We start from the raw sequence: 23,992 nt of genomic DNA, 5'->3' as shown, positions 1-23,992 counted from the left end.
GTGAAAAAGCTGATTACTTTAAAAGTCCAACCGGTCTAAAATGTATATAATTCGAAATTGAGCATTATGTCAACTTTTTAGTCCAAGTGGACTTTTACTTAGAAGGTAAGGGTACTGACTCTGATGAAAACACGTTATGATGGTATCCATTGACCGAAAGAGAAGCTCAAAGTGCCAAAAATAGTTGATCATGAAGCGTACCGAAAAGAGATCGTCACAAAAGCGGTAACGATATTTTCTGAACATGGCTATCACGGGTTAGGAATGAGAAAAATAGCGCAAGCACTTGGTATGTCCAAGGGGGCACTTTACTATTATTTTTCGACCAAAGAGGCATTGTTTACAGCGTGTACAGAATCTGTGTTAGAACCTTCGAGCCTATACGGTTTATCCTCTGGCGAGCCAGTCCCAGAGAACAAGCAGGATGCGTTGAGAAAATTGGTAAGTTCACTGGATCTCCGGTTTAAAGGTGAGATGACGGTCTTGTTGGATTATGTGAAAAATCGAGACCGACAACAATTGGCCGACGACGTGCTGTTGAAAATGTCTGATGAAAGGTTGCTGCTCGAGTTGGAGAAATGGGTGGGTAAATCGAACGCGCAACAGGCGTTAGCATTGCTCATGGGGGGGTTATTGATGCGTTTATTGAGCGCCAACCCAACGCCTATTGATACAGTTGTGTCATGGATTACTGCTCTAAGTGAATAGTGGCTATATTGACGCAGCATGGTTTGTCTGTTTTTTCCTGAAATTTGTCATTTTTTGTTTCCATACCAGCGTATTGTACGTGGCGTACAGGGGAGATGCGAAATGAAGGTCGCTGAGACGCTCACTCCGCTCTGGTGTGTCTATCTTTACTAAACTGAGGATGCAAATCCGCACAACACGCCCAGCCCAAGCAAATAACACTAGGGTACTGGAACCTCTATTTAGTTAAGCTGATCAATAGGAACAAAAATTATGGACTACTTGGACATCAATAAAAAGACGTGGAATCAACGCACAAAAATCCACGTCGACTCAAACTTTTATGATATCGAATCATTCATGAACGGTCAGAGTTCACTCAATGCCGTAGAGCTTGAACAGGTCGGGGATGTGGAGGGGAAATCGTTACTGCATCTTCAGTGCCATTTCGGTCAAGATACACTGTCCTGGGCCCGGCTTGGAGCGAAGGTTACAGGAGTTGACTTATCCGGCGAGGCGATAGACCAAGCGAAATCGCTTGCCCACGCTCTTGGTTTGGAGGCCTCGTTTGTTGAAAGTGACGTGATCCAATTTGGACAGCACAACCATCAAAAGTTCGATATCGTGTTTACTTCGTATGGTGTGCTCAGCTGGTTACCTGACTTGACTCAGTGGGCGCAAATGATCGCGGGTGCTCTGAAAGCTGGGGGCGAATTCCATTTAGTTGAGTTTCACCCGTTTAACGACTTGCTCGGCGGTTATTCCTACTTCCCTAAGCAAGAACCTGAAATTGAGCAAGAAGGGACCTACACTGAAAACTGTGATGGGACAGAGTCTACGACGGTGACGTGGTCGCACTCACTCGGAGAAATTCTAGCGGCGTTACTCGATGCGGGGTTGATTATCAATACGTTTTCGGAACATCCTTTTAGCCCATACAACTGCTTCGATGGGCTTGAATATGTCCCAAATGAAGGGTACCAGCTTTTACATCAAAATCAGCAGGTTCCAATGCTGTTTTCAATCAAAGCGACCAAAGGTTGATGACAATTGCCCGCTTATGAGCGTCTCTCTTCCGCGACGGAGGGCTAATGGGCCGAAATTCTAATTAGCTGGCCGTGCAGATCCGCCGCCTTAAACGACCCATAAGCGTAACTTGTCCCCCAGCCAGCAGACCGAAGTTGACAAGAAAAGCTGGCCAAGACATCCACTCAAGACAGAGCAGTAACAGGGCGAACCAGTGTAAGCTGTATAACACTGCCAGTAGGTTTACGTGGTTTAGCAGGAGTGAACTTTCTCGCAAATCACAGAATAGTAATAAATTCTGGTGTCGTTGAGTGGCATTGACTGCTTTCGGCCTCGGTGGACCTTCCGATAGGAGCCATTCGACTTTGTTTTCCACCGTCCAAGAAGCACGAAGACTTGGCAGCGTTTGAGGCTGTGGTGGGGTGGTTTCGACCATAGTCTGAAGACCTTATAGGGGGACATAGGTGTAAGAAATTAACCGCATCGTGCGTCATTGAAAAGGACAATACAGCCGCAGAAATAGACAGCTTCTCTACTGAGGCTATATCCATGATCTGGGAAGCTTTAGGATGATAAGTATAGTCTTGAAAAGAACGCCTAAAAGGTGACAAAAAATGCTCCTAGATGACGACAAAGTAACTTGCCCACCACCGGGGGCACCGAAGTGGTTGTCAACGTTTGCTGACTTGATGTCGCTGCTGATGTGTTTTTTCGTTCTATTGTTGTCGTTTTCCGAAATGGACGTGCTCAAGTTTAAGCAAATCGCCGGCTCAATGGAGTATGCTTTTGGTGTGCAACATCAGATGAAGGTGGTCGACATCCCAAAAGGCACGAGCGTCATCGCCACCGAATTTCGGCCTGGAAGGCCGGAACCGACTCCGCTGAACTTCATCATGCAGCACACCAGTGAACTGACGAAACCACATCTAGATCTCCAGCCCGGAGAGGAGCGGCAAGGAGGGGGAAAGGGGCACGAGGAGGCTGAGTCAAATGAGGCCAATAAAGCTTTGGCTGCGATTATTCAAGCCGCATTCAAACGAGAAGTGGATGAAGGGATGGTAGACGTGGAAGACTTGGGGCAGGAGTTAGTGATACGGATCCGAGAGAAGGGCATGTTTCCTCAAGGCTCGGCTTTCCTCCAGCCTACTTTTCGGCCATTGATACGGCAGCTAGCCGATTTAATAAAAGATGTGCCTGGTCAAATCCGGATCGCGGGTCACACCTCGTCGATGACGTTTGATTCCGAGCTCTATCGTTCTTCCTGGGATCTGTCAGCGTTGCGAGCTGCTTCAGTGGTGTTGGAAATGGAAAAGGTCCCGGGATTTGATTCTCACCGTGTGGCGATACAAGGTTGGTCTGAACACAAGCCTTTGTCTTCCGAGCAATACCCTAATTCAGTTGGGAGTAGTCGGCGTGTGGAGATCAGTCTGCGACAAGGTGAGCCCACAATCAGTGATGAGGTCAGTGTACAAGATCAAGAGGTAGGCTCACCTCAATAATAGTGAGAGGGTTCATCACTTAGCCATGAAATAAACGTAGTGAGAGTGATCGTAATAATGCTCAAGCTACAAAGTAAGATCAATCAAACCAATTCGTTATGGCTTTGTAAGGGGAAAAGTGCTGAAAAGAATTCGGCATAAACGGTCCATCAAACAGGAAAAAGAGAAGAATTGAAAAAAAGCCAACCAAGAAGGAGAACTGGTTGGCTGTGGTATATTGAAATACTCAATATGATGTTTCAACTAGCCCCACTAACCGAGCTTAGTACTCCCCAAGTCCGTCCCATTTAGCAGACCTGCATATTGGACTTGGAAAGGAAAACCAGTGTATCCAAAAGAGGACGGTGTTTTCTGACAACATTTACGCAAAAAGTGCCAGTCTAAGCGAAAGTGGCGCCTCTGCGCTGCACTTTCTTCACCCATTTTTCCCTATTCTCTGGCTTGGAATGAATCACCGGTCCTAAGAAGAGTGTGGATAGATTCTTGATGCCGGCAAAGTCTAAGATTGTGCGTTTGAGGTGATGATAAATTGGATTACCTTGAACCCATTTGTACCAAAAAACGGGCGTATCCAGCGTGATGATAAGCTCGGACGTTTTTCCCTTGAGCAGCTTTTTAGGAAGAGTTTTACCTGCTTCGTACTTGAAAGCAAATCCCGATAAGAATGTGCGATCAATGATGCCTTTAAATTTTGCCGGAACAGTGCCCCACCAGACTGGGGTAACAATCACAATGTGGTCGGCCCAAGAGATTTTTTCTTGAAACTGGATCAAGTCTGCTTCGAGGGGCATAAGCTTATCATATCCTTCACTTAAGTCAGGTTGAAAGTTCATGCCCCCGGTGTGAATTGTTTTTACTTCGTGTCGAATAGACGCGGACTCAGCGTAGTGCTCGGCTAAAGCATGGCATAGACTGCTTGACTTAGGGTTGGCATTGATGACCAGTATCTTCTTCATGGTAAATCCTCTACAAGATAGTGTGAAGTTAAGCAGAAGATACACTGTGACCTAAGGGGCAGAGTCAAGTGCTTTTATGCACGCTATGATTTCTTCTTTACATTGTTGCACTTTTTCTAGGTAACGTTGGCGCTCTCTTATATCCGCCAAAGCCTCCGTCCGTTTTGAGTCTAGAACTGATAAGACAGCGACCCAATCGAGATCAGCTTGTCGAGTCTTTAGAGACTGCAATTCCGCTAATTTGATGCCCAGCGCTTGAGCCTCTTTGATAATGACAATGAATTCGACATCTTGCTGTGTGTAGACACGATACTTCCCATGGCGATTTACGTGCAATAAACCGAGTGATTCGTACAGCCGGATTGCTCTGGGGGTCGAGCCTGTTTTTTTGGCTACCTCTCCTATAAACATCGCGTATCCCTTACGTATCTATGAATATGTGCGAGAAAGTGTATGCCATTCTATCCCAGAACACTAGTAGGACAACCGTAGTGAAAATAATTATGTTACGCTTGCGTTTCATAATTATTGGTGTATGCTTTTTAAGCATTAAGGAGAACCTATGAGCAACACAACAGTGGTCAAACCCGGTCGACCAGTTGATCACGAGCGCACGCGTCGGATGTTCGATGCTATTGATACCGTTTTGGTGGAAGAAGGTGTCGCCGGGCTATCGATAGAAAAAGTTGCCAAGATAGCAAACGTATCAAAAGTGACACTTTATCGCCGCTTTGGAACACTAGAGTCCATGCTGAGAGCGTACGTTGAGTACTACACCAGTCAAGCGGCACATTCCATTCAGTTGGACGCGACTGTCCGGCTTGACGTGCGTTCGCTGGAGGAACAACTGATTGTTCTGGGAATTGATACTCTGAATCTGATTGGGAATCCTCGTGTTATCGCTTTTGACAATGCTTTATTGGGGAGTGGTCAATTATTCGGTGATCTAAGAGAGCAACTTTATGTTCAGGGACCTAAGCGCCTGCATGAGCGCATAGCCCAGCTTTTGCTCATGGCGGGCATAGAATCAGACATAGAGGACCTAGCTGACATTTTGTTTCATCTGTGGCGCAGCGGGATCTACGATGCGGCACGGGTAAAAGGCAACATGACGGTGACCGAGTCGCAACTATACGAGCATGTTGCCTCTCGTACCCGTTTTTTTCTTCGAAGCGTTACCATGGGGAATGATTGAAATGAAGAGTGAACCAAAGATTCTTGTCGTTGGCGCAACTGGCTATCTTGGACGTCATATTGTCCAAGTATTGTTGGACCAGCAACGAACGTTTACGGCCGTGGTCAGAAACGCATCTAAACTGATTGCTATGGGGGTACCTGAGTCACAGATCCACCAAGCTGATGTGACGGCGTCCGCGTCGTTAGCAGGGATCTGCCAAGGGGTCGATGTTGTAATCTCGTGTTTGGGTATCACGCGTCAAAAAGACGGCCTTGGGTACATGGATGTGGACTACCAAGCAAACCTTAACGTCTTGCAAGACGCTGAACGGTCGGGGGTGAAGAAGTTTATTTACGTGTCAGCATTAAATGCGCCATTGCATCAAGAGGTGCGTTTGTTACATGCCAAAGAACAGTTTGCCCAACGACTGCTAGCGTCGGAGACCATCACTCCCTGTGTCATCCGACCAAATGGTTTCTTCTCCGATCTCAAAGAAGTGTACGACATGGCAAGCAGGGGGACGGCGTACGTGTTTGGCTCCGGTGAGGCTCGATTGAACCCTATTCATGGCTCGGACCTCGCGCAGTTCTGTGTCGAAGCGATCGATGCTTCTGAAACCGAACTGGACGTGGGCGGACCAGATATTCTCTCCATGACCGAGATCGCACAATTGGCTTTTGAAGCGCAGCACAAGCCTCCTTCGATCGTACACGTCCCCGATTGGGTTAGAAAGATCGGATTGAGGTTCGTAGGGTGGCTGCCCGAAAAATGGGGAGGACCAGCAGAGTTCTTTTTAACCGTAACGGCACGGGATATGATTGCCCCGCAAGTTGGTACGCACTCGCTCAAGGCGCATTATACTGAACTGTCGCGTGAGGGCCAATAAATACAACGTAAGGTTGGGTGTCGCATCCCCGCTCTGCCATCTATCTGGGAAAAGGGGAAGTGGCGCCTCTAGTGCGGTATGAGGAGAGAGATTCTGTCGGCATGAAGTCATAATCATAAGTGTCAATCAACGCGCAAAAAGTGTCAATATTAGGTGATGGCCTTGTTGCAATAGTGGGTATCCGATAGCGTAAAACGTCATACAACGAGACGGAAAAGGAACCACAATGTCAGAATCTGTTTGCCGAATTTGTCTAGGAAATCATGACAATATCGAACCGATACATCAAGCCTGCACAGAATGCATCACACTTTGCTTGGACAATGCACAAAATGTCAAACCGTGGAGTTATTACAGTATGGTGCTTCAAGTGTCGAAGAAACGCGTGTTTAACTCTCTACACCGCACTGAGCATCTATCGGCTCTTGAGCGGCAGCAGGTGTCGCAACTAATCAGTGAACTAGAAGCCCTTTCTCGTACCATTTTTACCAACGCATTCTCTGGCGAAGAGCAGTATAAAGTTCAGTTCTTACGCGAGATCACCCAGTTTAAAGAAAGTATTGCCCAGCTAACCGCTTCCGACTTAGAACCAGATCTTCTCTCATTTTCAGATCACTCTTCTCGATGATTCAAACATTTATTTGTGGATGATTGTATGTCACTGCAGGTGCTTTCATTTAAAGGAAAAGGCAATGCTAGATTGGATCAAGAAACAGAGTATCAAAACACAACTTAAGTTGACGCTTTGTGGCCTCTTGCTCGTAGCTATAACATTCATAGGGAATATGACTTACCACCAAGTGTCAGCTATTTTGATTAACAAAGGAATACAAAGTACTCGCACTCAGCTTTCTGCTTTGTCGACACAGTTGCAACACCAATATCAGACATATCAAAAAAAAGCGCGACGATTCAATCAGATATTACGCTCAGCGTATTTACCGAGTATTCGGTCCACCACTGCCATTCGGATGCTAAACGGAGTCCAGTATCAGGAATTGACCACCGAGGGTGAAAGGGTGACTGAACGTTTTACTCAGGTCGATCAGTTTTTGCAGGATACCGGTGTCGTGGCCACAATTTTTGCTGCGACGCAGGATGGCGATTTCATTCGGATCACGACATCGCTGATGAAGTCCAAATATCAAAGAGCCTACGGTACGACCTTAGGTAAATCACACCCGGCTTACGAGAATCTGCGGGCCGGCGGTGAGTACAGCAGTCGAGTGTCGCTGTTTGGGCAAGATTACTTATCGTATTACCAAGCGATCACTGAGGGAGACCAAGTGATTGGTGTGAGCTTTGTCGGTATTCCGTTGCAACAGGTGCAAAAAGAGTTGTTCTCAAGCCTAAGAGCTATTGTATGGGGGCAGACGGGGTATTCTATGGTGGTAGAGGGGAAATCGGGGGAGCGGCAAGGACAGTTTTTGCTCCACCCTCATTACACTTCGAATGACCGAATTACTGATATCGGCGCGACAGAAGACACTAGCCCTTTTCGACAGTTGTTTGAAAGCACCTCTGGAATTGTGTCGTATGAGTTGGCGTCTAGAGCTGGAGACGCTCAACGGAAATACACTGCGTACCAATATGTTGAAGGGTGGGACTGGGTGATCATGGGGGGAACGTTTGAATCTGAGCTGGCTCAGGAGAGTAAAACGGTGATCATGCAACTCCTAGGGGTGTTTGGTTTTGGTTCGTTCCTGATGATATTAAGTCTCAACTGGTGTGTGGCGCGAGTATTTGCTCCCCTGCTAGAGATTACAATGCTATTGCATCGATTGGGCCAAGGGCAGTTTAATGTGAGTATGGCAGCAAGCTCTCAAGAGACAGGGAAGAATGAAGTCCGTAAATTAAATGAGGCCGCGCGAAATATGGTCTGGTCAGTTCGTGCTATCTTAAGCAGTAATCAGCAGATAGCTTCCACAAGTGATGTCCAGATTTCGAGTTTGGAAAGCAGCGCGGCGCGATTGAAGACGGACTCGCACCATGCTCAGGAACAGTTGAGTCAGATGGTTTGTGCGGTAGAAGAGCTCTCGGCGTCTTCTGGCGCGATAGCTGACCAAGTTATTAAGATATCCGAAAAAGCGGAGAGAGCCAGGATGCAAGGGCAAGCGAGTCAACACTCCGCCCATCAAACCAGAGACTCATTGGATAAGATGGCTAATGATCAGGCTGAACTGAAAGACAAAATTCAGGCACTGGAGGTCCAAGCCGCTCAAATCGAGCAGGTCACTGGCCTGATAGGCGAGGTGGCTGAGCAAACTAATTTGCTGGCGTTAAATGCTGCCATCGAGGCGGCTCGCGCGGGCGAAGCGGGACGAGGATTCGCGGTGGTGTCAGACGAAGTACGTGTCCTAGCTGCAAAAACTCAAACAGCGATTCGGGAAATATCAACCATGACGGAAGCCTTAGGCAAGCGTGTCCATGAAGTAGTTAATGGTATGACTAAAACGTCTCAGCAAAGCGAAAGAATGCATAGCACGATGATAGCACTGGAAGAAAGCGTATCAGAAATGGGTCACCTGATTAACGACATCAATACCGAAACCGCCGGAATTGCCACCACCACCGAAGAGCAGGCTCAAGTCTCTCAATCTCTCGCCAGTCAAGCGCACCACATTGATACCCTCAACCAATCCGCAGCGCAAACGGCCGATCATCTGTCTAATCTCACCAGTGAAATACAGAGGTCAATGCACACGTTGCGCGGTGAGCTGAACAAGTTTCAACTTTGAAGCTGGAGGCCTTTAGAAGTGATGTTCAGACAACCGCAGCGCAAAAGCAGACAAAAAGATACCCAAGAGCGGTCTGCCGATAGGCGCCTGTATATGGATCTGTTACACGTATAGCATTGAATCCTCTCTTTAATCGTGCATTTACTAATGCCTGCATCTTTCGGAGAGGGGGAATATGTTGAGTAAGAGGTTTTATGAAACTGAACAACAAACTGATGTTGATACTAGGGGTGCTGTTCTCTGTCACTTTAATGACGACGACAGGGGTTGGCTATGTTGAATTTCGCAATGAATCGATTTCAAAATCTCGCCACCTTTTGTCAGAAGAGGCAAGGCTGATTGGGCAAGCAGTTGATGAACGAATGTCTCGCAATTTTGATACATTGAACTTAGCGGCTCGTCAACTTGATTTGACAGCACATTCGTTGGATGCCTCGTCAACATTGAGCACACTTGAGGCGATCGTGGATACGCTGGAGGTGCTAAACGCCTATGTCGCGCTGGAAAATGGCCAAACGTTCTCCACGTCATCGGGAGGGTTTGTGCCGAACTTCAACGCTCGAGATAAACAACGAGAATGGTACCATCGTATTTTTTCAGGAGAAACCCGGGTGATTACCGCACCATACCTGAGTGCGGAAGGTGAGGTGGTGATGGCGTTAGGGGTGCCCGTCATGCTAGAGGGAAGAGTCGTCGCCGCCCTAGTGTCGAACATGAAAGTGGATCTCTTGACGCGCTACATCGCTAGCTTGTCTCACGACAATCAGCTATGGGTGACTCGTGAAGATGGCTACATACTGGCAGCAAAATACCCAGATTTGATTGGGGAAGACATTTACGGTGTCCGACCCAGTTACCGTGCCTTCAAAAACCATAAGGCGAGTGAACATACTTACTGGCTCGGGGAGACCCAATTTTTTGTCGTGTCACATCAAATTCCTTCATTAGGATGGACGGTGTGGGAGTGGACGGAGTGGGAGAGTATGACTGAAGCCTCAGAGAAGAATCTTTTGGAACTCGGGGGGATGGCTTTGCTTTTTGGGGCCTTATTATTAGGGCTGATGTATCGATGTGTTCATTTTTATGTCGTTCGACCGCTTGGTGAGGAGCCAGAAAAGATAGTCACGCTCATGCAGCGAGTGGCCAACGGGCAACTGACGTTTGATTCGCCATCCAACACGGCCTCAGGTATTTACCGCGAAACGCTGGTGATGGCTGAACAGCTCAAATCTTTATTGATGCGGATCCGCTATCTGTCGGGGCAAGTGGAGGAAATCGCATGTGCTATCGATCGTGGTGCTGCTGATGTCAATAGCAACGCCTTCAACCAAATGCAGCAGTTAGAGCAAACGGCCACAGCCATGACTGAGATGGCCTCGTCCGTAGACGACGTGGCTAGCAATGCAAATCGAGCCTCGTCGTCTGTACAACAGGCAATGGGAGATGTCGCCCAAGGGCTTGCCTTGGTGGCTGAAGTGGATACGGGGTTGCGCTCTCTGGGTGAAGGTGTGAGTGAGGCGCAACAAGCTATCGAGTTGGTGGAAGAGCAGTCGAGACAAGTAGAAAAAATCTTGGATGTGATCCAAGCGATCGCCGAACAGACTAATTTGCTGGCCTTGAATGCGGCAATTGAAGCGGCTCGGGCAGGGGAGCAGGGGCGTGGGTTTGCTGTTGTGGCTGACGAAGTACGCCAGTTGGCCAGTCGAACTCAAAGCAGCACGGCGGAAATCCAGTCACTGATTACAGGGTTGCAGAGCACCATTACTCGATCCGTGACTATCATGTCGAGTAACACTGAGAATGTTCACACTATATTGAATCGTTCTCAGTCTGCCTCGGTCGCCCTACAAACTATTGAAGGCTCTGTGCTAATTATCCAAGACCAAAATGGTTTGGTGGCGACGGCCACCGAAGAGCAGTCAGTGGTGGGTAGTCAAATTAATCAGTCAGTACATGACGCCCATACCATTGCCACCACCACACAACAAGGCTCTGAACGCAACCGCGGTTTTGCTTCAGAACTGATGGCATTATCAAACTCAATGGATGAACAAATTACTCGTTTTGAACTCGACTAAGTTCCGTATTCAAACCTCAGCCAAGGCTGAGGTTTTAGTCACGTCACCATGTGCAATGGAATACCTTACTCAAGGTCGGCTTCTCTGGTTTGGGAGTGTGGGTGGGAGGTGGCGGCGCAATGCGTAATAGCTGAGTGCTAAAGTGGGTTGGAAGATTTCCACTTCGACCATAGAGTGACAGTTGGATGGCTTGTTCCTCTAACTGAAATTCCACTTCTTGATTACATGGAGGGGAGAAGGTTTGTGCGAGAGCGGCTTTGGCTAGGTGACGTTCAAACGGCGCTAGTGGGGTCGTCGCAATACACAGTGTTTGACCTGGCTCTAGTTCAGCGAGAAAGTCGAGGCTGAGCGGGTGTTGAGAAAAAGCCCGATGAATGTCAGTGCTACAGCCGACATAAATTAAGTTGAGCAGCCTGAGCGTGTTACGGTCAACGGCAAACTCACAGGTATAAACAAGATACAGTCCGCCAATTTTTGGCAGTCGGTGGCGATGGCGATACAACCAGTAGCCGTCAAAGGTCATTTCTAGAATTTTCATCATGTGGTCTCCAAATAAAGGTCACAAGCGGCGTGTCATTGTCCTCCAGTGTCGCTAAAACCTCTCTTCAATAACGGACAAAGAGGAGGCAATTTATGTCGTCCTGAACGCTTGGCTGAAAACTGCGCTGTTTTGTCTGATTTTAGCGACACGCTCCGTCTAAAGTAGGACGCTTACGTCCATGTGAAGAGCAGGAAAGATGAATTGGATTACAAAGGTGATAATGGCAGTCGCAAGTGCTCTGTTAGCGTCAGGGGCACAAGGTAAAATTACGCTTCATCAACCAAATTATTTCACTTTTGGCTATGTTGACCAGGTCAATACTAGCGTCGCAGTGGAAGGGGAGCATGGGGAGTATCAAGGAATGAAAAACACTGAAGCGAAATTTCAGTTCAGTCTGAAATTCCCTCTCTTTGAACAGCGAGATAGGGCCATTATGGGGGCATTCACGCAGACGTCTTTTTGGCAATTAGGCAACACTGACCGATCTTCTCCTTTTAGAGACAGCAATTACCGTCCAGAACTCTTCAGCCTGCATCATGTGAGCCGTAGGCTGCGCGTATCTCAAGGCTATCGTCATCAGTCGAATGGACGAGGGGGTGCACTCTCTCGGAGTTGGGAGCGTTACTTTTTGGCCATGCACTTCGATACGAGCTCTTGGGGCATGACTCTTCAAGGGTGGCATGCGTTCGCACTAAGTGATAATCCTGATATTTCCCACTATATTCCTCCGTGGCAGTTGGATGTGAACGTCCCCATTGGGAGGGGAGAGTGGGCTGTTACTGGTGCCTATGGAGGACCTGCATCGCGTGGTTTTATTGAGACTTCAGTGACGCATCCGCTAACCCATACTCTGGCGGTGTTTGCCCAGTATCGCTCAGGATATGGGGACTCATTGCTGGATTATCGAACTCGTAACACCCGCATTACATTAGGATTCCGACTGTTCCCTTCACGCTTCTGATTTCAAGATAGGGCAAGGATTGTCTCAAAAAGCGTAAGCTTTGGCATGTTCGAAGAGGGAAAGTCTGATTTACTGAGTATATAAATTCAACGTTATGCATATCTTATTGCTAAGAAGGATGAGTGGTAGTCATACGATCTTTTAAATCGAAAATCTTGGTCGCGACCTCGTCGCTCTTGCTTGCTTGTCTCATTATCCTGACATCGCTTTCCTACTTTCTCGTCTCTTCAGACGCCAAAAAGCACATAGAGACAATTTCCGACCTCAAACTGCAGATCCTGACTGATGGTATTGCGCAATGGGCGTCGTCGTTCACACACGCTGTCGAACAAGTGGCGCCGGACTTTTCAATCGATCGTCGTGATCTTCAAATCCAATTGATGGTGGAGCAAATACAAAAAGCGACCCGAGCCAGCGAAGTGCTAGTCGCTTTCCAAGACGGGCGCTCTTATCACTCTGACACTGGGATCGGTAATGTGTATTTTTACGACCCACGCAAAGAAGCGTGGTACCAAGGTGCATCTCGCGCGAAAGCAATGACATTGAGCAGCAACGAGACCGCGTTACAAGTATCGGTGCCATTTTACTATGAAGGCAAGCATCGTGGTGTATTGAAAGCAACCAAGCCACTCAATGAGTTGCATTCTTTCATCGAAAAAGCGGAGCAACATGATGTAGATATCTATCTGCAGAATAATCACGGTGACGTACTTTACAGTTCATTACCTCTGCAGGGTACACCGCTATTCACGAGTGACGTCAGCCATATCGCATCTGGAGAGCTACTGAAAAGAGAGCAGGTCATTGAAGGCGTTTTGACTTCGGTGTACCAACAAACGGTAGCTATTTCCCAAGCGAACGTGTGGACTCTGAGTGTAGCTACTCCTAACAGTGTGGCGTTCGCGAGTCTTACCCAGATGACTCGTGATATGGGAGCTTTGACGGTGGGTATAGTGATCTTAGGGACAGGTTTTATGGTGTGGCTATTGAGCTACCTATGTCGACCTTTAGAGAGTCTGGCCAGCATGATAACGGACTTGGCTTCGGGGAGCAGTGATTTAACTCGTCGACTGACGTTACCTAAGGAGACCGAATTCGCTGAAATTGCACTTAATGTCAACCAATTTGCGGACAAATTGCACGGCACAATAAACACAGTAAAGAGCCTCAATGAGCAATTGCATGAAGGCGCACAGCAAACCTCTAGTGATGCCAATGGTGTGTCCGATGTCGCAAAGCGCCAGCTTGACAAATTGGAACAGTTGTCAGTGGCCATGGAACAGCTCTCCGCCTCTTCTCACTCGGTGGCTGATATTGCATACCAAGCGGCGGAGTCGGCAAAGTTAGCGCAAACATCTGTTTCACAAGGACGTACCGTTGTGCATGAAACACGTCGAGCGATTGCATCGATGTCGGGGGAAATCAAAGATGCGGCCAATGTTATTGAACGGGTTCAAGCGAATGCAAACGACATTGAGCACGTGATGTCGGTGATCGAGGATATCGCAGAACAAACCAACCTTTTGGCACTGAACGCCGCTATTGAAGCTGCTAGAGCAGGCGAATCTGGTCGCGGGTTTGCGGTAGTCGCCGACGAAGTCCGTTCCTTGGCCAAACGAACTCAGGACTCCACACGGCAGATCCAGCAATCCGTCATCCAACTGCGAGACAGTGCGATGGCTGCCAGTCATGTGATGAAGCAGAGTTTGATCACGGCAGATACCACCGTCAAACGGGGTGAGGCGTCACACCAGATGCTCGAGGAAGTTGAAATGTCTGTTGTGACGATTTCGGACTTGATCAACGACACAGAAATGGCGGCAGACCAGCAAAAGACAGTGGCATTGGAAGTTAGCTCAAACACCAATGATATTAAGGTGTTGTCACAGGGGGTATCGGAGTCCGCCTCACAAACGCATGAGAGAATGACCTGTCAGATGTCATTGACACTTGCGCAAAAGGACGCCGTTTCAGGCTTTGTTGTTTAACTAAAGGAGAACTAAATGAAACATTATGTGATTAGAACCGTTGGCGTTTTAGCTGGACTTATTGCGTCATTTGCTCAGGCTCAAGAGACGTTAGCGTTGGTGATTTCGAGTCTCAACAATCCGTTTTTTGTCACGATGAAAGAGGGGGCTGAGCAACGAGCTAATCAATTGGGGTACCGTTTGATTGTTCTTGACTCCCATAACGATCCAGCAAAAGAACTCGCAATTGTCGAAGATTTGTTGGTACGCCAAGTGGATGCTTTGCTCCTTAACCCGACAGACAGTGATGCTTCTTCCGCATCGGTTCGCGCTGCCAACAGAGCGTCTGTGCCTGTGTTTACCTTAGACAGAACCGTAAGTCATGGCGAGGTGGTCTCTCATATTGCATCCGACAATGTTCGTGGTGGATACCTAGCGGGCCAGTTTTTAGCAGAACAGTTAGGGCATGGTGCCTCCGTCGTGCAATTGGAAGGCTTGCCAGGTACGTCAGCTGCACGAGAACGAGGACAAGGATTTATCTCGGCAGCCGAACAATTAGAGTTTGAGGTTTTAGGGAGTCAGCCCGCCGACTTTGATCGCAGTAAGGGGCTAAGTGTGATGGAGAATCTGTTGGTTTCGTATCCCGAGGTTCAAGCTGTGTTTGCCCAAAACGATGAAATGGCGCTCGGAGCATCCAGAGCCGTTATGGCTGCGCAAAAATCCGTCATTATTATTGGTTTTGACGGCACAGAAGAGGGAATTAAGGCAGTAAGTGAGAAGATCATACATGCCACAATCGCACAGCAACCTAAACTGCTTGGTTCGACCGCGGTTTCCACCGTTCAGCGATTTATGATGAACCATTCTGTTGATACTTATATCCCGGTTGAACTGAAGTTGATCACTGGTCCAACGCCCAAATAACGCCTTTGAAAGGATATGGTAGACGGATGGAATTTAAGGAGCGCTAAACGGGAGGAATGACTGTGCGTAGCTTGGAGGATATTGAGGTATTTTTGGATTATTTGGGGGATGCGGTGGTGGTGGTGGACGAGGAATCGAACGTCGTATTCGCCAACAGTGCTAGCCAAAAGCTGTTTAAATACACCAAGCAGGAGTTTGTGTCCTTAAAGGTAGAACAACTAATGGCGAATCACGGGGTTCGAGAAGGCCACAACGACAGAATGCGAACGTATATTCGAAATCAGCACCCCTCTCGGACAATTCAGCGTTCTTCCTCCCCGATTCTAGTGAGAGAGGCGATCCCATGCGTGCGTGCTAATGGGCAAGTCTTCAATGCGCGCGTATCCGTATCGAGTATTGAAGCAGGTAGTTCACGATATGGGATGGCTATCATTCATGACTACTCCAGTGTCTACGACCTGATATCGAAGCTTAACCAGGACGCGGTTACGGATAAGCTGACTGGGTTGTTTAACGGACGATACCTCGAAGACTGGCTGACGCGATCACCGAAAAGCAATACATCAGTGGGGGTCGCCTATTGTGATTTAGGCAAGTTTAAGCACATCAACGATCAATATGGCCACAAGTGCGGGGATACCGTGCTGCGGGAATTTTCGGTACGACTTAAACAGATGCTTAGACCACAAGATAAAGCGATACGAGTGGGGGGAGATGAGTTTTTGGTGTTGTTCGAGTTGCAATCGAAAGGCCAAGGACGTGACGAAATGAGGATTAAAGCTGATGCATTGTGCAGTGTCCTGGCTGCGCCGTTTTATCTGCCGGATAAGCGCTTGAACGTCTCACTTGTTATGAATATGGGGCTGGGAGTTTACCCGGAGGACCACCCAGAATGGGAGGTACTGATCGATCGATGTGATAAGGCTATGTACGCCTCTAAGGCACAATCGATGCCTTATCTGTTTGTCCAGGATATCCCGTCCCAATAACAACACGGTGAAGGCGTGATCAGATTGTAAATCGGTTTTTGTCTTAAATTGCTCTGGATTTGTCCGCTCTAAAGTTCTTGATAGTTTTATCATCGTTAGAAAGCCACCTAACCAAGCTATTTACAAACCATTTTGGTGATTTCAATGACAAAAGATAGTGTCCTAACCCCACCTAATACTTTGATGGGACGCCGCAGACTTTCAATTCATGACCGACACAAAATGGAACAGCTGACGTCAAAAGTGATGACACGGTACCATTTGTGGCTCGTCAATCATAAGTACGCGTTACAGCATGCAGATGACCTTTTTTTGGACGAGCAATGGACGAAATATAGGGGGCTCTCGGAAGAGGATGAGGCCATCAGCCAGCGCTTCAAACGAGAATTGCTTGAATGTGAACAAGCGAGCCAGTCCAGCCGTCAAGACGCGCATGCGGAAAAACTCAAAGTCCAGTCTCGCGTGATGCAGAACGTTGAAAATACCCTGAAAGCAAGGTTGGCCACTTTATTCCAGGAAGCCGATCTCTCGAAGCTACTGAATCCAGTACCCGATTTCAGCTACTTGGTGAGCGTGGCCTACCAGCCCTCGTTATCATTCAGTCGCTTGTATCCGATGTGTGAGCTCAACCGAGCGTTGTCTAAGCAAGTTATCCACTTAGCCAAAAGCCCTCGTTTCTCGATGAAAGGCACTCGCCGTACGACAGCTCTAGACGACCCGAAGGTAGCTCTCGCACAATTGGGAATAGAAAACTGTCGGCGGTTCCTTCCCTTGCTGATGGCCCGACCGCTTGCTACACCCACTGATGGGGTCATGAGTTCCATCAGTAATAAAGTCTGGCAGCATTTACTGGTGTGTGCCAATGCTACCCACCACCGGCTTGAAGAGGCTGGCGTTGTTTCTCCAGAGCAGGGCATGTTACTTGGTACGATCAGACATCTTGGGCTCTTAGTGGTGATTAATCACTTTCAAACACAATTTGAAGAAGCGCTGCTGCAAGTGATGCAAGACTATCGACAGAGTAACTGTATGACGGAGTATTTTGCTTGCAGTGAGATAAAAATGCCCTTGGTGTTGCTGCCACAGCTCCTACAAAGGCATGAGAGAGGGATCGTTGAGCGTTTGATCGCACACATAGATTGGGGGCCGAGCGCAATGCCCCTAGCTAGAGCATTGCTGGAAGATTTGGAGGACGCTCCTCTGGACACTCGTTCAATCTATGGAGTAGCACTGGGCCAAGGAAGAGCGTTCGCAGTGTTCGATAACATGGATAAAAATCAGATCTTTCCGACCAAATTTGCCCCTCATTGGTTTGCTAATGTACGCCTGAGTGGGGAGGCTTTGTCAAAGCTGCAGCAAAGCCATCCAGGCATGCTGAAGCCATACCAATAGCAGAGGTGAGAATGGAAGCCCACGAAGGACTGCTCGATCAAAGGGTCAAGTTGCTGAACGTATTTGATACGGGAAGCGAGGGATTATGGTTGATGCGAATGAATGGGAGGATTCGTTACTACAACGACGACTTTTATCATCAATTTGATATTGTTCAAGAAGATGCTGATGTAGAAGACTGGATCCGGCTTATTCATCCTCTGGATATCGAAACGTTTCGCACGCAAATGCATCATCACGCAATGGCCAAAGAGGAACGGGTAGTGTCCGAGTACAGAGTGCAGAACCGGCAAGGTCAGTATCTTTGGATAGAGGCCTCTGGAGTCATGATGGTGGATGAGGAAGGTGCATTCATGGTCGGTTGCCATCGCAATATTTCCGATCGAAAATTGATGCAGGACTATCTGTACCAAACGGCGTATTTCGACCCTGTTTCTGGCTTGATGAACCGTAACAAGCTGAGGGTAGATCTCCTAGAGGAACGCGTCGATTTAGAGGGGCAAATTTTGCAGTTAGCCATCCAACGTTCTCACCTCTATTCGCGTCAGTATGGACAATCGGTGGAGGACGAATTTGTCTCGGCTATTCATGCCTTTATGCTCAAACAAAACCTCGAAAGCTATACGTTTTATCGACTGAAATCGGGTGTCTACGCAGTCCTCATGTCGATGAATATGTCAGTCAACGCACTGCGAGCTCTTGCCATGAAAATGCGCGTTTTTTTTGCCGACTTTGGTTCGTCCAGCAAGATATTTGTTGGCGATGAATTAGCGATTGGCGGAGTGTTCATTCGCCAAACTACTTCGGCTGAGAAAACGCTGGAAATTTTGGATAAGACGTGTGATTACGCGGGACGACAATGCGCTGGTCGAGTGGCCATTTATCATGGAGAGGTTCAGCAACATATTGAACGGTTTTTTACCATTCAGGAGTCGTTAAAATCGGCGATCGAGTCACAGCAAATATCAATAGCTTTGCAGCCCATTTGTCTGGCTGGATCGATGAGAACGGTCAGCTACGAAGCGCTGGCTCGATGGACGCACCCTGACATTGGTTCCGTAACGCCAGATGAGTTTATCCCGTTGGCAGAGGAGCAAGGATTGATCCATGCTTTGGGCCTGAGCGTGCTGGAACAAGCATGTCAATTTTTGTCAATGTCCGATCGACAAGGCCAGCCAGCAATCAAGGTCAACGTGAATGTTTCTGCGTTGCAGATTATGCGACACGATTTTGCGAAAAAAGCCATGCAAGTGCTCCGAAGACAGGGACTGCCCGCTGAACGTATTACGTTAGAGATCACCGAATCGGTATTGCTTGATGCCGATGAGAGTATTGTTAAGAAATTGTACCGGTTGCGAGCGTTAGGGTTTCAACTCTCGTTGGACGATTTTGGGTCTGGTTACAGCTCCGTTTACGGGCTGTTCAACTTGCCATTCAACCAAATTAAAATCGACAAACTTATCATCTCTGAAGCGCAGCATAATCGCTCATGTCAGGCTTTTATCCGTTTTCTGACCGATCTTGGTGAGGTCAATGGGATAGATATTGTCGCTGAAGGACTCGAGCATCAACACCAAATCGATCAATGTGCCACCTTGAATGTTTCCCACCTACAGGGATTTGCGATCGAGCACCCGGCAGCTATCACACAATGGCAGGCTCGTTTTGCTTGCGATCAACTGAGTAAATAGAATTGCGTAAATCAACAGTGGGCCTAGCATTGGCAGGGCTGACGTCCTGCGGTGGTGGGGGCTCCTCGAGTACCGACATGCATCTTCAGACGTTGCCAACATTAATCATGGCGTTTGTGGATACCCAGAACCATAAACAAGTCATTTCGGGAGATCTGGAAATTCGACAAACGCGTCGCGAGCCCCTTTTGCTCAACGGACCTGCCACTTTAACAGTATCACTTGGTAGTCAAGACATCGTGGAGCAAACCATCACGAGTTTACCGACTACGATTTCAATTCCAGAGTCTTCGTTGAATACAGCTCTTGTCGACCGTTTGTTAGTGAAGTTGGAGAGCGAACAGTTTATCAACGTGCAGCAAGCAGTTCGATTTTTCGATGCGTCCGGCGAGATTGAGGTTCAGGGGCCAGGAGGCAACGCCAAGCAGGCTTGGCTCTATGGTATTGAGCGTCCTTCGTTGCGTGTTACTCGCAGGGGCAATCATTGTTACCTTAACAATGGCATAGTTGCAGTGATTGACATGCAGAATACCACCGACCCACAAAGTTCGCCTATGGCGGCAAATCGCATAGACGATGATACCTATCAGCCCTATCATTTTGACTGTTCGGCGTCGACATACCATGCTCAAAAGAGTATCAGTGACAGTGGGGGTATTTGGACATACTCGACGTTAAATGATGCTCTGTATTATGGAACGATAGTGCACAACATGTTTGTCCATTATCTTGGAGAACCACCGTTGGATCATCAAATCCGCTTGCGGGTACATTACGGTCCCCGTTCGTCAGTCCGGGCGTTTTGGGATGGAGCTTATGCTAACTTTTCTGATGCCTATCCATTTCAATACTCGACGGCGTCCCTAGATATTATCGCGCACGAAGTCGCCCATGGGGTGCTGCTGCGCCTATCCTCGATGTCTTACACCACACCGTTAGGTCTAGATGCGCAAACTCTATCGGAAGCGTTCAGTGATCTATCAGGCGTAATGGCTAAGCACTGGCTTGATCCGACTACCAACCTTTGGTGGCATGGTGAAGAAACCGACGGCTCAATTCGTAAATTGAACCAAATTCAAACCGAACCCGCCGCAGTGTCAAGCTATCTGGATTACGCCACTGCGGGCAACAATCCGTACTTGAGAATAGGATTGATCACCTACCCATTTTATCTACTGTCGCAGAAGTGGGGGGTAGAATCGACATATCAGGTTTATATTGATGCTACTCGGTGCTGGACAGCTGAGTCGACATTGATTGACGGGGCACGGTGCATCGTGTCATCCGCTGGTCAATTAGGGTATCCGACGTCTGATGTTTATGAAGCTTTTGACGCAGTCAACATGCCGCTGTTATAAGCAGCGGCATGGCTGAGTACATTAGAGGAGTGAGGTGAAAAAGCGATCTAAGTCATCATAGCGAGTCGTTTGACGAAACAGCTCTTGCCCGTTAACGATGAAAGTAGGAATCGATCGAATATCTAGTGCTTGTGCGCGCTGACGATCGGTGTCCAAACGGGCAAAGGTTGTTGGGGCATACATGACTTCGAGAAAGGCATCCGTATCATAACCAAGCGTTCGAGCAATATTGAGTAGCACATCAATATCAGCGATGTTTTCCGCTCGTTGGAGGTGAGCTCGTTGTAAAGCATCAAACATGTCCCAATGACCGTTTTCGCCTGCCAACTGCTCCGCGGCTTGGGTTGCCTGCGCTGCGAGCAAACCGCTCGGATAGCTAAACGACGCCTTTGCCATCGCCTCAATATTGAATCGATCAGTTGAGCCCTCAAACCGTTCACACGAGGCCCAATGCGCTAGGATCTCTTGTTTTGCTTGCGCCAAAGAACCGAAACGCTCAGCCATGTCCTGCGGTGTTCGCTGAAGCACATAGCTACGGTGCATTATCTTTAGAGGGTATTTTTTCTCTAGTTGTCGAAGCACTGATGATTGGATGTAGCACCAACCACATACCACATCATGAAAGAACTCGATATGAATGGTCATGGTCGGCTCCTCTTAAAGCATGCCTTCAAATTCGGTCGCCAAACGTTTTAACGTAAGGTCCGTGTCCGAAGTGAATTGGCCTTCGATGTAATGGGTCCCAAAGCAGCCAAGACTAAACGTAGCTTTGACTTCAGCTCCCCACCACGGCATTAGACTATGCAAAGTCTGCAGGCTAGTAGCTCCGCCGTTTGCCCCTGGTGACGTACTGAGCAACAGAACGGGAATATTGTGAGTACCAAAAAAGCCGGTTTCTGTCGTCGATAAACGAGATAACCAGTCGATAACATTCTTCAGAAAAGCAGGCATAAAGCCATTATGTTCTGGGACGGCGATCACCAGTGCATCGTGCTCAGAGAAAATATCCCAGAGTAATTGTACATTGTCAGGAATACCATTGGATTCAATGTCCTGACTGTAGATGGGTAAAGGGTACTCTATCAAATCCAGTAAGGTCGTGGTGTGAGATTGAAAATGCGACACCGTTTGCTTTAACAACTTGGTGTTGATAGAGCCTTGGTGGTTGCTTCCCGAAATTGCGAGGATCTTTTTCATTATATTCTCCTGTTAAATGAATCATCCGTGATTCACTATAATGTTTACTGTAGGATGATAAAGTTCCTTTTTGTGACTATATAATTCACTATCAGTAAATAATTTTTTGGAGGAGGAAATACAGTGGATAAATTGGTGGCGGCCAACGTGTTCAAGCGAGTGGTTGAATTGGACAGTTTTCACCTCGCGGCAGACGACCTTGGCTTGTCTCGATCTGCGGTGAGTAAGAACATTGCTGAGCTAGAGGGATTTCTTGGGGTTGCACTCATTACGCGCACTACACGCACTATGCGCGTGACACCGACTGGTGAGGAGTACTATCGCCAGGTTTGCCAATTGCTGGATATGTGGGCGATGGCCGATCAACAGGCGATGGCCGCTTCAAGCAGAATGCAAGGGACTCTCACTGTCAGCATTCCGATGTCGCTGGGTTTGGTGTCCATTCAACCCAAATTGTGTCAGTTTGCCAAGCAGTATCCAGACCTACTGCTCAATGTTCTTCTTTCAGATGAGCAAATTGATCTTGTCACTGGAGGTATTGATGTCGCTATTCGTGGCAGTGGGCATCTTAAAGATTCGACGCTGCATGCGCGTAAACTTGAGACTCTCCCAAGAGTATTATGTGCTGCCCCTTGTTATTTGGCCGATATTGATCTTCCTCTTAATCATCCCTCGGACCTTAGCCATCATGATTGTTTGATTTACAGCTTGTCTACCTCGCCAACAAACTGGTTATTTTATTCAGAGGCTGAAGAGTGTCAGATCGCCATTCATCAGATTCGAATGCAAACCAATAACACCCTAGCGCTTAAGCAGGCTTGCGTTGAAGGGTTAGGTGTGATGCTGGCGCCCAAGATAATGGTGGAAGAAGAACTTACTCGCGGTGTGCTCCAACCTATTTTGACCGATTGGCGAATCCCCAATCACGATGTGTATGCTGTCTATCCGCAGCACAAAGAGCATTCCCTAATGGTGGCCGAACTGATCCGTTTTTTATCTCAAGAGATGGCGCTTGAAGCTAGCTTCTGAGTCAAAAAGTCGAGAAATACTCGCAATTTGATAGGCATATGGTCGCGCTCCGGGAAGAGAGCATAGATGCTTTTTTCTGGCATTACATACTGTGGGAGTAATTGCAATAACTCTCCCGAATGAAGGTATGGTCTGGCTATGAAATCGGGGAGTCTCGCAATACCAAGCCCTTGAGTTGTGGCCGACAATAAGGCTTCGCTGTTATTGACTCGGTAATTACCGGTTACAGAGATGCTCTCAATTTCGTGCCCTTGGGCGAAAACCCATTCTGCCGTCTCTGATGTGTGTCGATACGTTAAAGCATTATGCTGAATAAGCTCTCTAGGATGGCTTGGGACGGAACGTGCGTTAGACTCAAAATAGAGAGGGGAAGCGCATACGACGCTGCGACTCTTGATGAGCTTTCTAGCGATCAAACTGGAATCATCAAGATCCCCTCCTCGAATGGCCAAGTCATAGCCGCCTGCCACAATATCTACATAATCGTCACTCATGGTCATGTCGATTTGAATGCCTGAAAATTGCTCTAGGAAAGTGGGAATAATGGGGGCAACGACCAACCGCCCAAACGACATCGGGGCACTGATCTTAAGTGTTCCAATCGCCTGACTCTGTTGACTGGTGGCGGCATCCTCAGCCTTTTGCAACCAATAGTAAGCCTGATTTACATGCTGATGGAAGTTCATGCCAGCCTCTGTGAGAGACACTTGTCGGGTGGTTCTGTGCAGCAAACGCACACCTAGTCCCTCTTCTAACTGAACCACACGTTTGTTGACGGCGGATCGAGACACGCCTAATTCCCGTGCAGCTTGAGCAAAACTGGCGTGTTTAACTACCTCAAGGAAAAAAGGGATCGCATCTAAATGCGTCATGATTGTCACCTTTTTGGATACAGT

At 47.9% G+C, this 23,992-nt stretch carries 22 protein-coding genes; 16 read left to right on the top strand and 6 right to left on the bottom strand.

Translation table 11 applies throughout. The features are described 5' to 3' along the window. The first annotated feature begins 171 nt into the window (after window positions 1–171). The 3 genes from FIU99_RS26335 to FIU99_RS26325 all read left to right on the top strand — a co-directional run bounded on the left by FIU99_RS26335 (window position 172) and on the right by FIU99_RS26325 (window position 3,212). Window positions 172–708 (top strand): TetR/AcrR family transcriptional regulator, encoded by a 537-nt coding sequence (locus FIU99_RS26335; RefSeq protein WP_152472855.1) that lies wholly within the window; start codon window positions 172–174, stop codon window positions 706–708. Window positions 709–960: 252 nt separating this feature from the next. Beyond that, window positions 961–1,731, top strand: coding sequence for a bifunctional 2-polyprenyl-6-hydroxyphenol methylase/3-demethylubiquinol 3-O-methyltransferase UbiG (locus FIU99_RS26330; protein ID WP_152472853.1), 771 nt, complete (start codon window positions 961–963; stop codon window positions 1,729–1,731). Between the two features lie 596 nt (window positions 1,732–2,327). Next, window positions 2,328–3,212 carry a flagellar motor protein MotB gene (locus tag FIU99_RS26325; protein ID WP_152472851.1) on the top strand — a complete coding sequence of 295 codons (885 nt, stop codon included), beginning with the start codon at window positions 2,328–2,330 and terminating at the stop codon, window positions 3,210–3,212. Between the two features lie 380 nt (window positions 3,213–3,592). On the opposite strand, the gene FIU99_RS26320 is transcribed toward FIU99_RS26325, so the two are convergent. Further along, complete coding sequence (locus FIU99_RS26320) at window positions 3,593–4,168, bottom strand: NAD(P)H-dependent oxidoreductase (protein WP_152472850.1); 576 nt, start codon at window positions 4,166–4,168, stop codon at window positions 3,593–3,595. 51 nt (window positions 4,169–4,219) lie between these two features. Then, window positions 4,220–4,579 (bottom strand): MerR family transcriptional regulator, encoded by a 360-nt coding sequence (locus tag FIU99_RS26315; protein ID WP_039951355.1) that lies wholly within the window; start codon window positions 4,577–4,579, stop codon window positions 4,220–4,222. Window positions 4,580–4,730: 151 nt separating this feature from the next. Here FIU99_RS26315 and FIU99_RS26310 point away from each other — a divergent pair, with 151 nt between their 5' ends. From FIU99_RS26310 to FIU99_RS26290, 5 genes are all read left to right on the top strand, one after another. Further along, window positions 4,731–5,363 carry a TetR/AcrR family transcriptional regulator gene (locus FIU99_RS26310; RefSeq protein ID WP_152472848.1) on the top strand — a complete coding sequence of 211 codons (633 nt, stop codon included), beginning with the start codon at window positions 4,731–4,733 and terminating at the stop codon, window positions 5,361–5,363. A gap of 1 nt (window position 5,364) precedes the next feature. Then, entirely contained in the window at window positions 5,365–6,231 is an 867-nt protein-coding gene (locus FIU99_RS26305; protein ID WP_152472846.1) for an SDR family oxidoreductase, read from the top strand. A 226-nt stretch (window positions 6,232–6,457) separates the two neighbouring features. Continuing rightward, window positions 6,458–6,859 carry a hypothetical protein gene (locus FIU99_RS26300; protein ID WP_152472844.1) on the top strand — a complete coding sequence of 134 codons (402 nt, stop codon included), beginning with the start codon at window positions 6,458–6,460 and terminating at the stop codon, window positions 6,857–6,859. Between the two features lie 64 nt (window positions 6,860–6,923). Continuing rightward, window positions 6,924–8,969, top strand: coding sequence for a Cache 3/Cache 2 fusion domain-containing protein (locus FIU99_RS26295; protein WP_172974101.1), 2,046 nt, complete (start codon window positions 6,924–6,926; stop codon window positions 8,967–8,969). A gap of 194 nt (window positions 8,970–9,163) precedes the next feature. Further along, window positions 9,164–11,047, top strand: coding sequence for a methyl-accepting chemotaxis protein (locus FIU99_RS26290; protein ID WP_152472841.1), 1,884 nt, complete (start codon window positions 9,164–9,166; stop codon window positions 11,045–11,047). Window positions 11,048–11,090: 43 nt separating this feature from the next. On the opposite strand, the gene FIU99_RS26285 is transcribed toward FIU99_RS26290, so the two are convergent. Then, the gene (locus tag FIU99_RS26285; RefSeq protein WP_006958465.1) at window positions 11,091–11,588 is read right to left on the bottom strand and encodes a GIY-YIG nuclease family protein; all 498 of its coding nucleotides are present in this window, start codon (window positions 11,586–11,588) and stop codon (window positions 11,091–11,093) included. A 220-nt stretch (window positions 11,589–11,808) separates the two neighbouring features. On the opposite strand from FIU99_RS26285, the gene FIU99_RS26280 reads away from it, so the two are divergent. From FIU99_RS26280 to FIU99_RS26250, 7 genes are all read left to right on the top strand, one after another. Next, the gene (locus FIU99_RS26280) at window positions 11,809–12,549 is read left to right on the top strand and encodes a phospholipase A (protein WP_172974100.1); all 741 of its coding nucleotides are present in this window, start codon (window positions 11,809–11,811) and stop codon (window positions 12,547–12,549) included. Between the two features lie 122 nt (window positions 12,550–12,671). Next, a complete protein-coding gene (locus FIU99_RS26275) occupies window positions 12,672–14,537 on the top strand; it encodes a methyl-accepting chemotaxis protein (RefSeq protein ID WP_152472838.1) in 1,866 nt (621 codons plus the stop codon). A gap of 15 nt (window positions 14,538–14,552) precedes the next feature. Then, entirely contained in the window at window positions 14,553–15,440 is an 888-nt protein-coding gene (gene rbsB / locus FIU99_RS26270) for a ribose ABC transporter substrate-binding protein RbsB (RefSeq protein WP_152472836.1), read from the top strand. Between the two features lie 62 nt (window positions 15,441–15,502). Further along, the gene (locus FIU99_RS26265; RefSeq protein WP_171348576.1) at window positions 15,503–16,429 is read left to right on the top strand and encodes a sensor domain-containing diguanylate cyclase; all 927 of its coding nucleotides are present in this window, start codon (window positions 15,503–15,505) and stop codon (window positions 16,427–16,429) included. 144 nt (window positions 16,430–16,573) lie between these two features. After that, window positions 16,574–17,821, top strand: a complete 1,248-nt coding sequence (locus FIU99_RS26260; RefSeq protein ID WP_152472832.1) for an HDOD domain-containing protein — start codon at window positions 16,574–16,576, stop codon at window positions 17,819–17,821. A gap of 98 nt (window positions 17,822–17,919) precedes the next feature. Next, window positions 17,920–19,512, top strand: coding sequence for an EAL domain-containing protein (locus FIU99_RS26255; RefSeq protein WP_251768539.1), 1,593 nt, complete (start codon window positions 17,920–17,922; stop codon window positions 19,510–19,512). A gap of 2 nt (window positions 19,513–19,514) precedes the next feature. After that, on the top strand, window positions 19,515–20,870 hold the full coding sequence (locus tag FIU99_RS26250; protein WP_152472828.1) for a M4 family metallopeptidase: 1,356 nt from the start codon (window positions 19,515–19,517) through the stop codon (window positions 20,868–20,870). A 21-nt stretch (window positions 20,871–20,891) separates the two neighbouring features. Here FIU99_RS26250 and FIU99_RS26245 read toward each other — a convergent pair whose 3' ends face one another. Together FIU99_RS26245 and FIU99_RS26240 are read right to left on the bottom strand one after the other, a co-directional pair. Then, window positions 20,892–21,515 carry a DsbA family protein gene (locus FIU99_RS26245; RefSeq protein WP_152472826.1) on the bottom strand — a complete coding sequence of 208 codons (624 nt, stop codon included), beginning with the start codon at window positions 21,513–21,515 and terminating at the stop codon, window positions 20,892–20,894. A gap of 12 nt (window positions 21,516–21,527) precedes the next feature. Then, complete coding sequence (locus tag FIU99_RS26240; RefSeq protein WP_006958474.1) at window positions 21,528–22,067, bottom strand: NADPH-dependent FMN reductase; 540 nt, start codon at window positions 22,065–22,067, stop codon at window positions 21,528–21,530. 123 nt (window positions 22,068–22,190) lie between these two features. Here FIU99_RS26240 and FIU99_RS26235 point away from each other — a divergent pair, with 123 nt between their 5' ends. After that, window positions 22,191–23,096, top strand: coding sequence for a LysR family transcriptional regulator (locus tag FIU99_RS26235; protein WP_152472824.1), 906 nt, complete (start codon window positions 22,191–22,193; stop codon window positions 23,094–23,096). Here FIU99_RS26235 and FIU99_RS26230 read toward each other — a convergent pair. Next, window positions 23,066–23,968: a LysR family transcriptional regulator gene (locus tag FIU99_RS26230; protein ID WP_006958476.1), complete on the bottom strand. Its 903-nt coding sequence runs from the start codon at window positions 23,966–23,968 to the stop codon at window positions 23,066–23,068. The two genes, FIU99_RS26235 and FIU99_RS26230, sit on opposite strands and share 31 nt — an antisense overlap. Between the last annotated feature and the right edge of the window lie 24 nt (window positions 23,969–23,992).

Source organism: Vibrio sp. THAF64 (genome assembly GCF_009363455.1).
Lineage (GTDB): Bacteria > Pseudomonadota > Gammaproteobacteria > Enterobacterales > Vibrionaceae > Vibrio > Vibrio coralliilyticus.
This window is presented reverse-complemented; position numbering and strand designations above follow the sequence as displayed.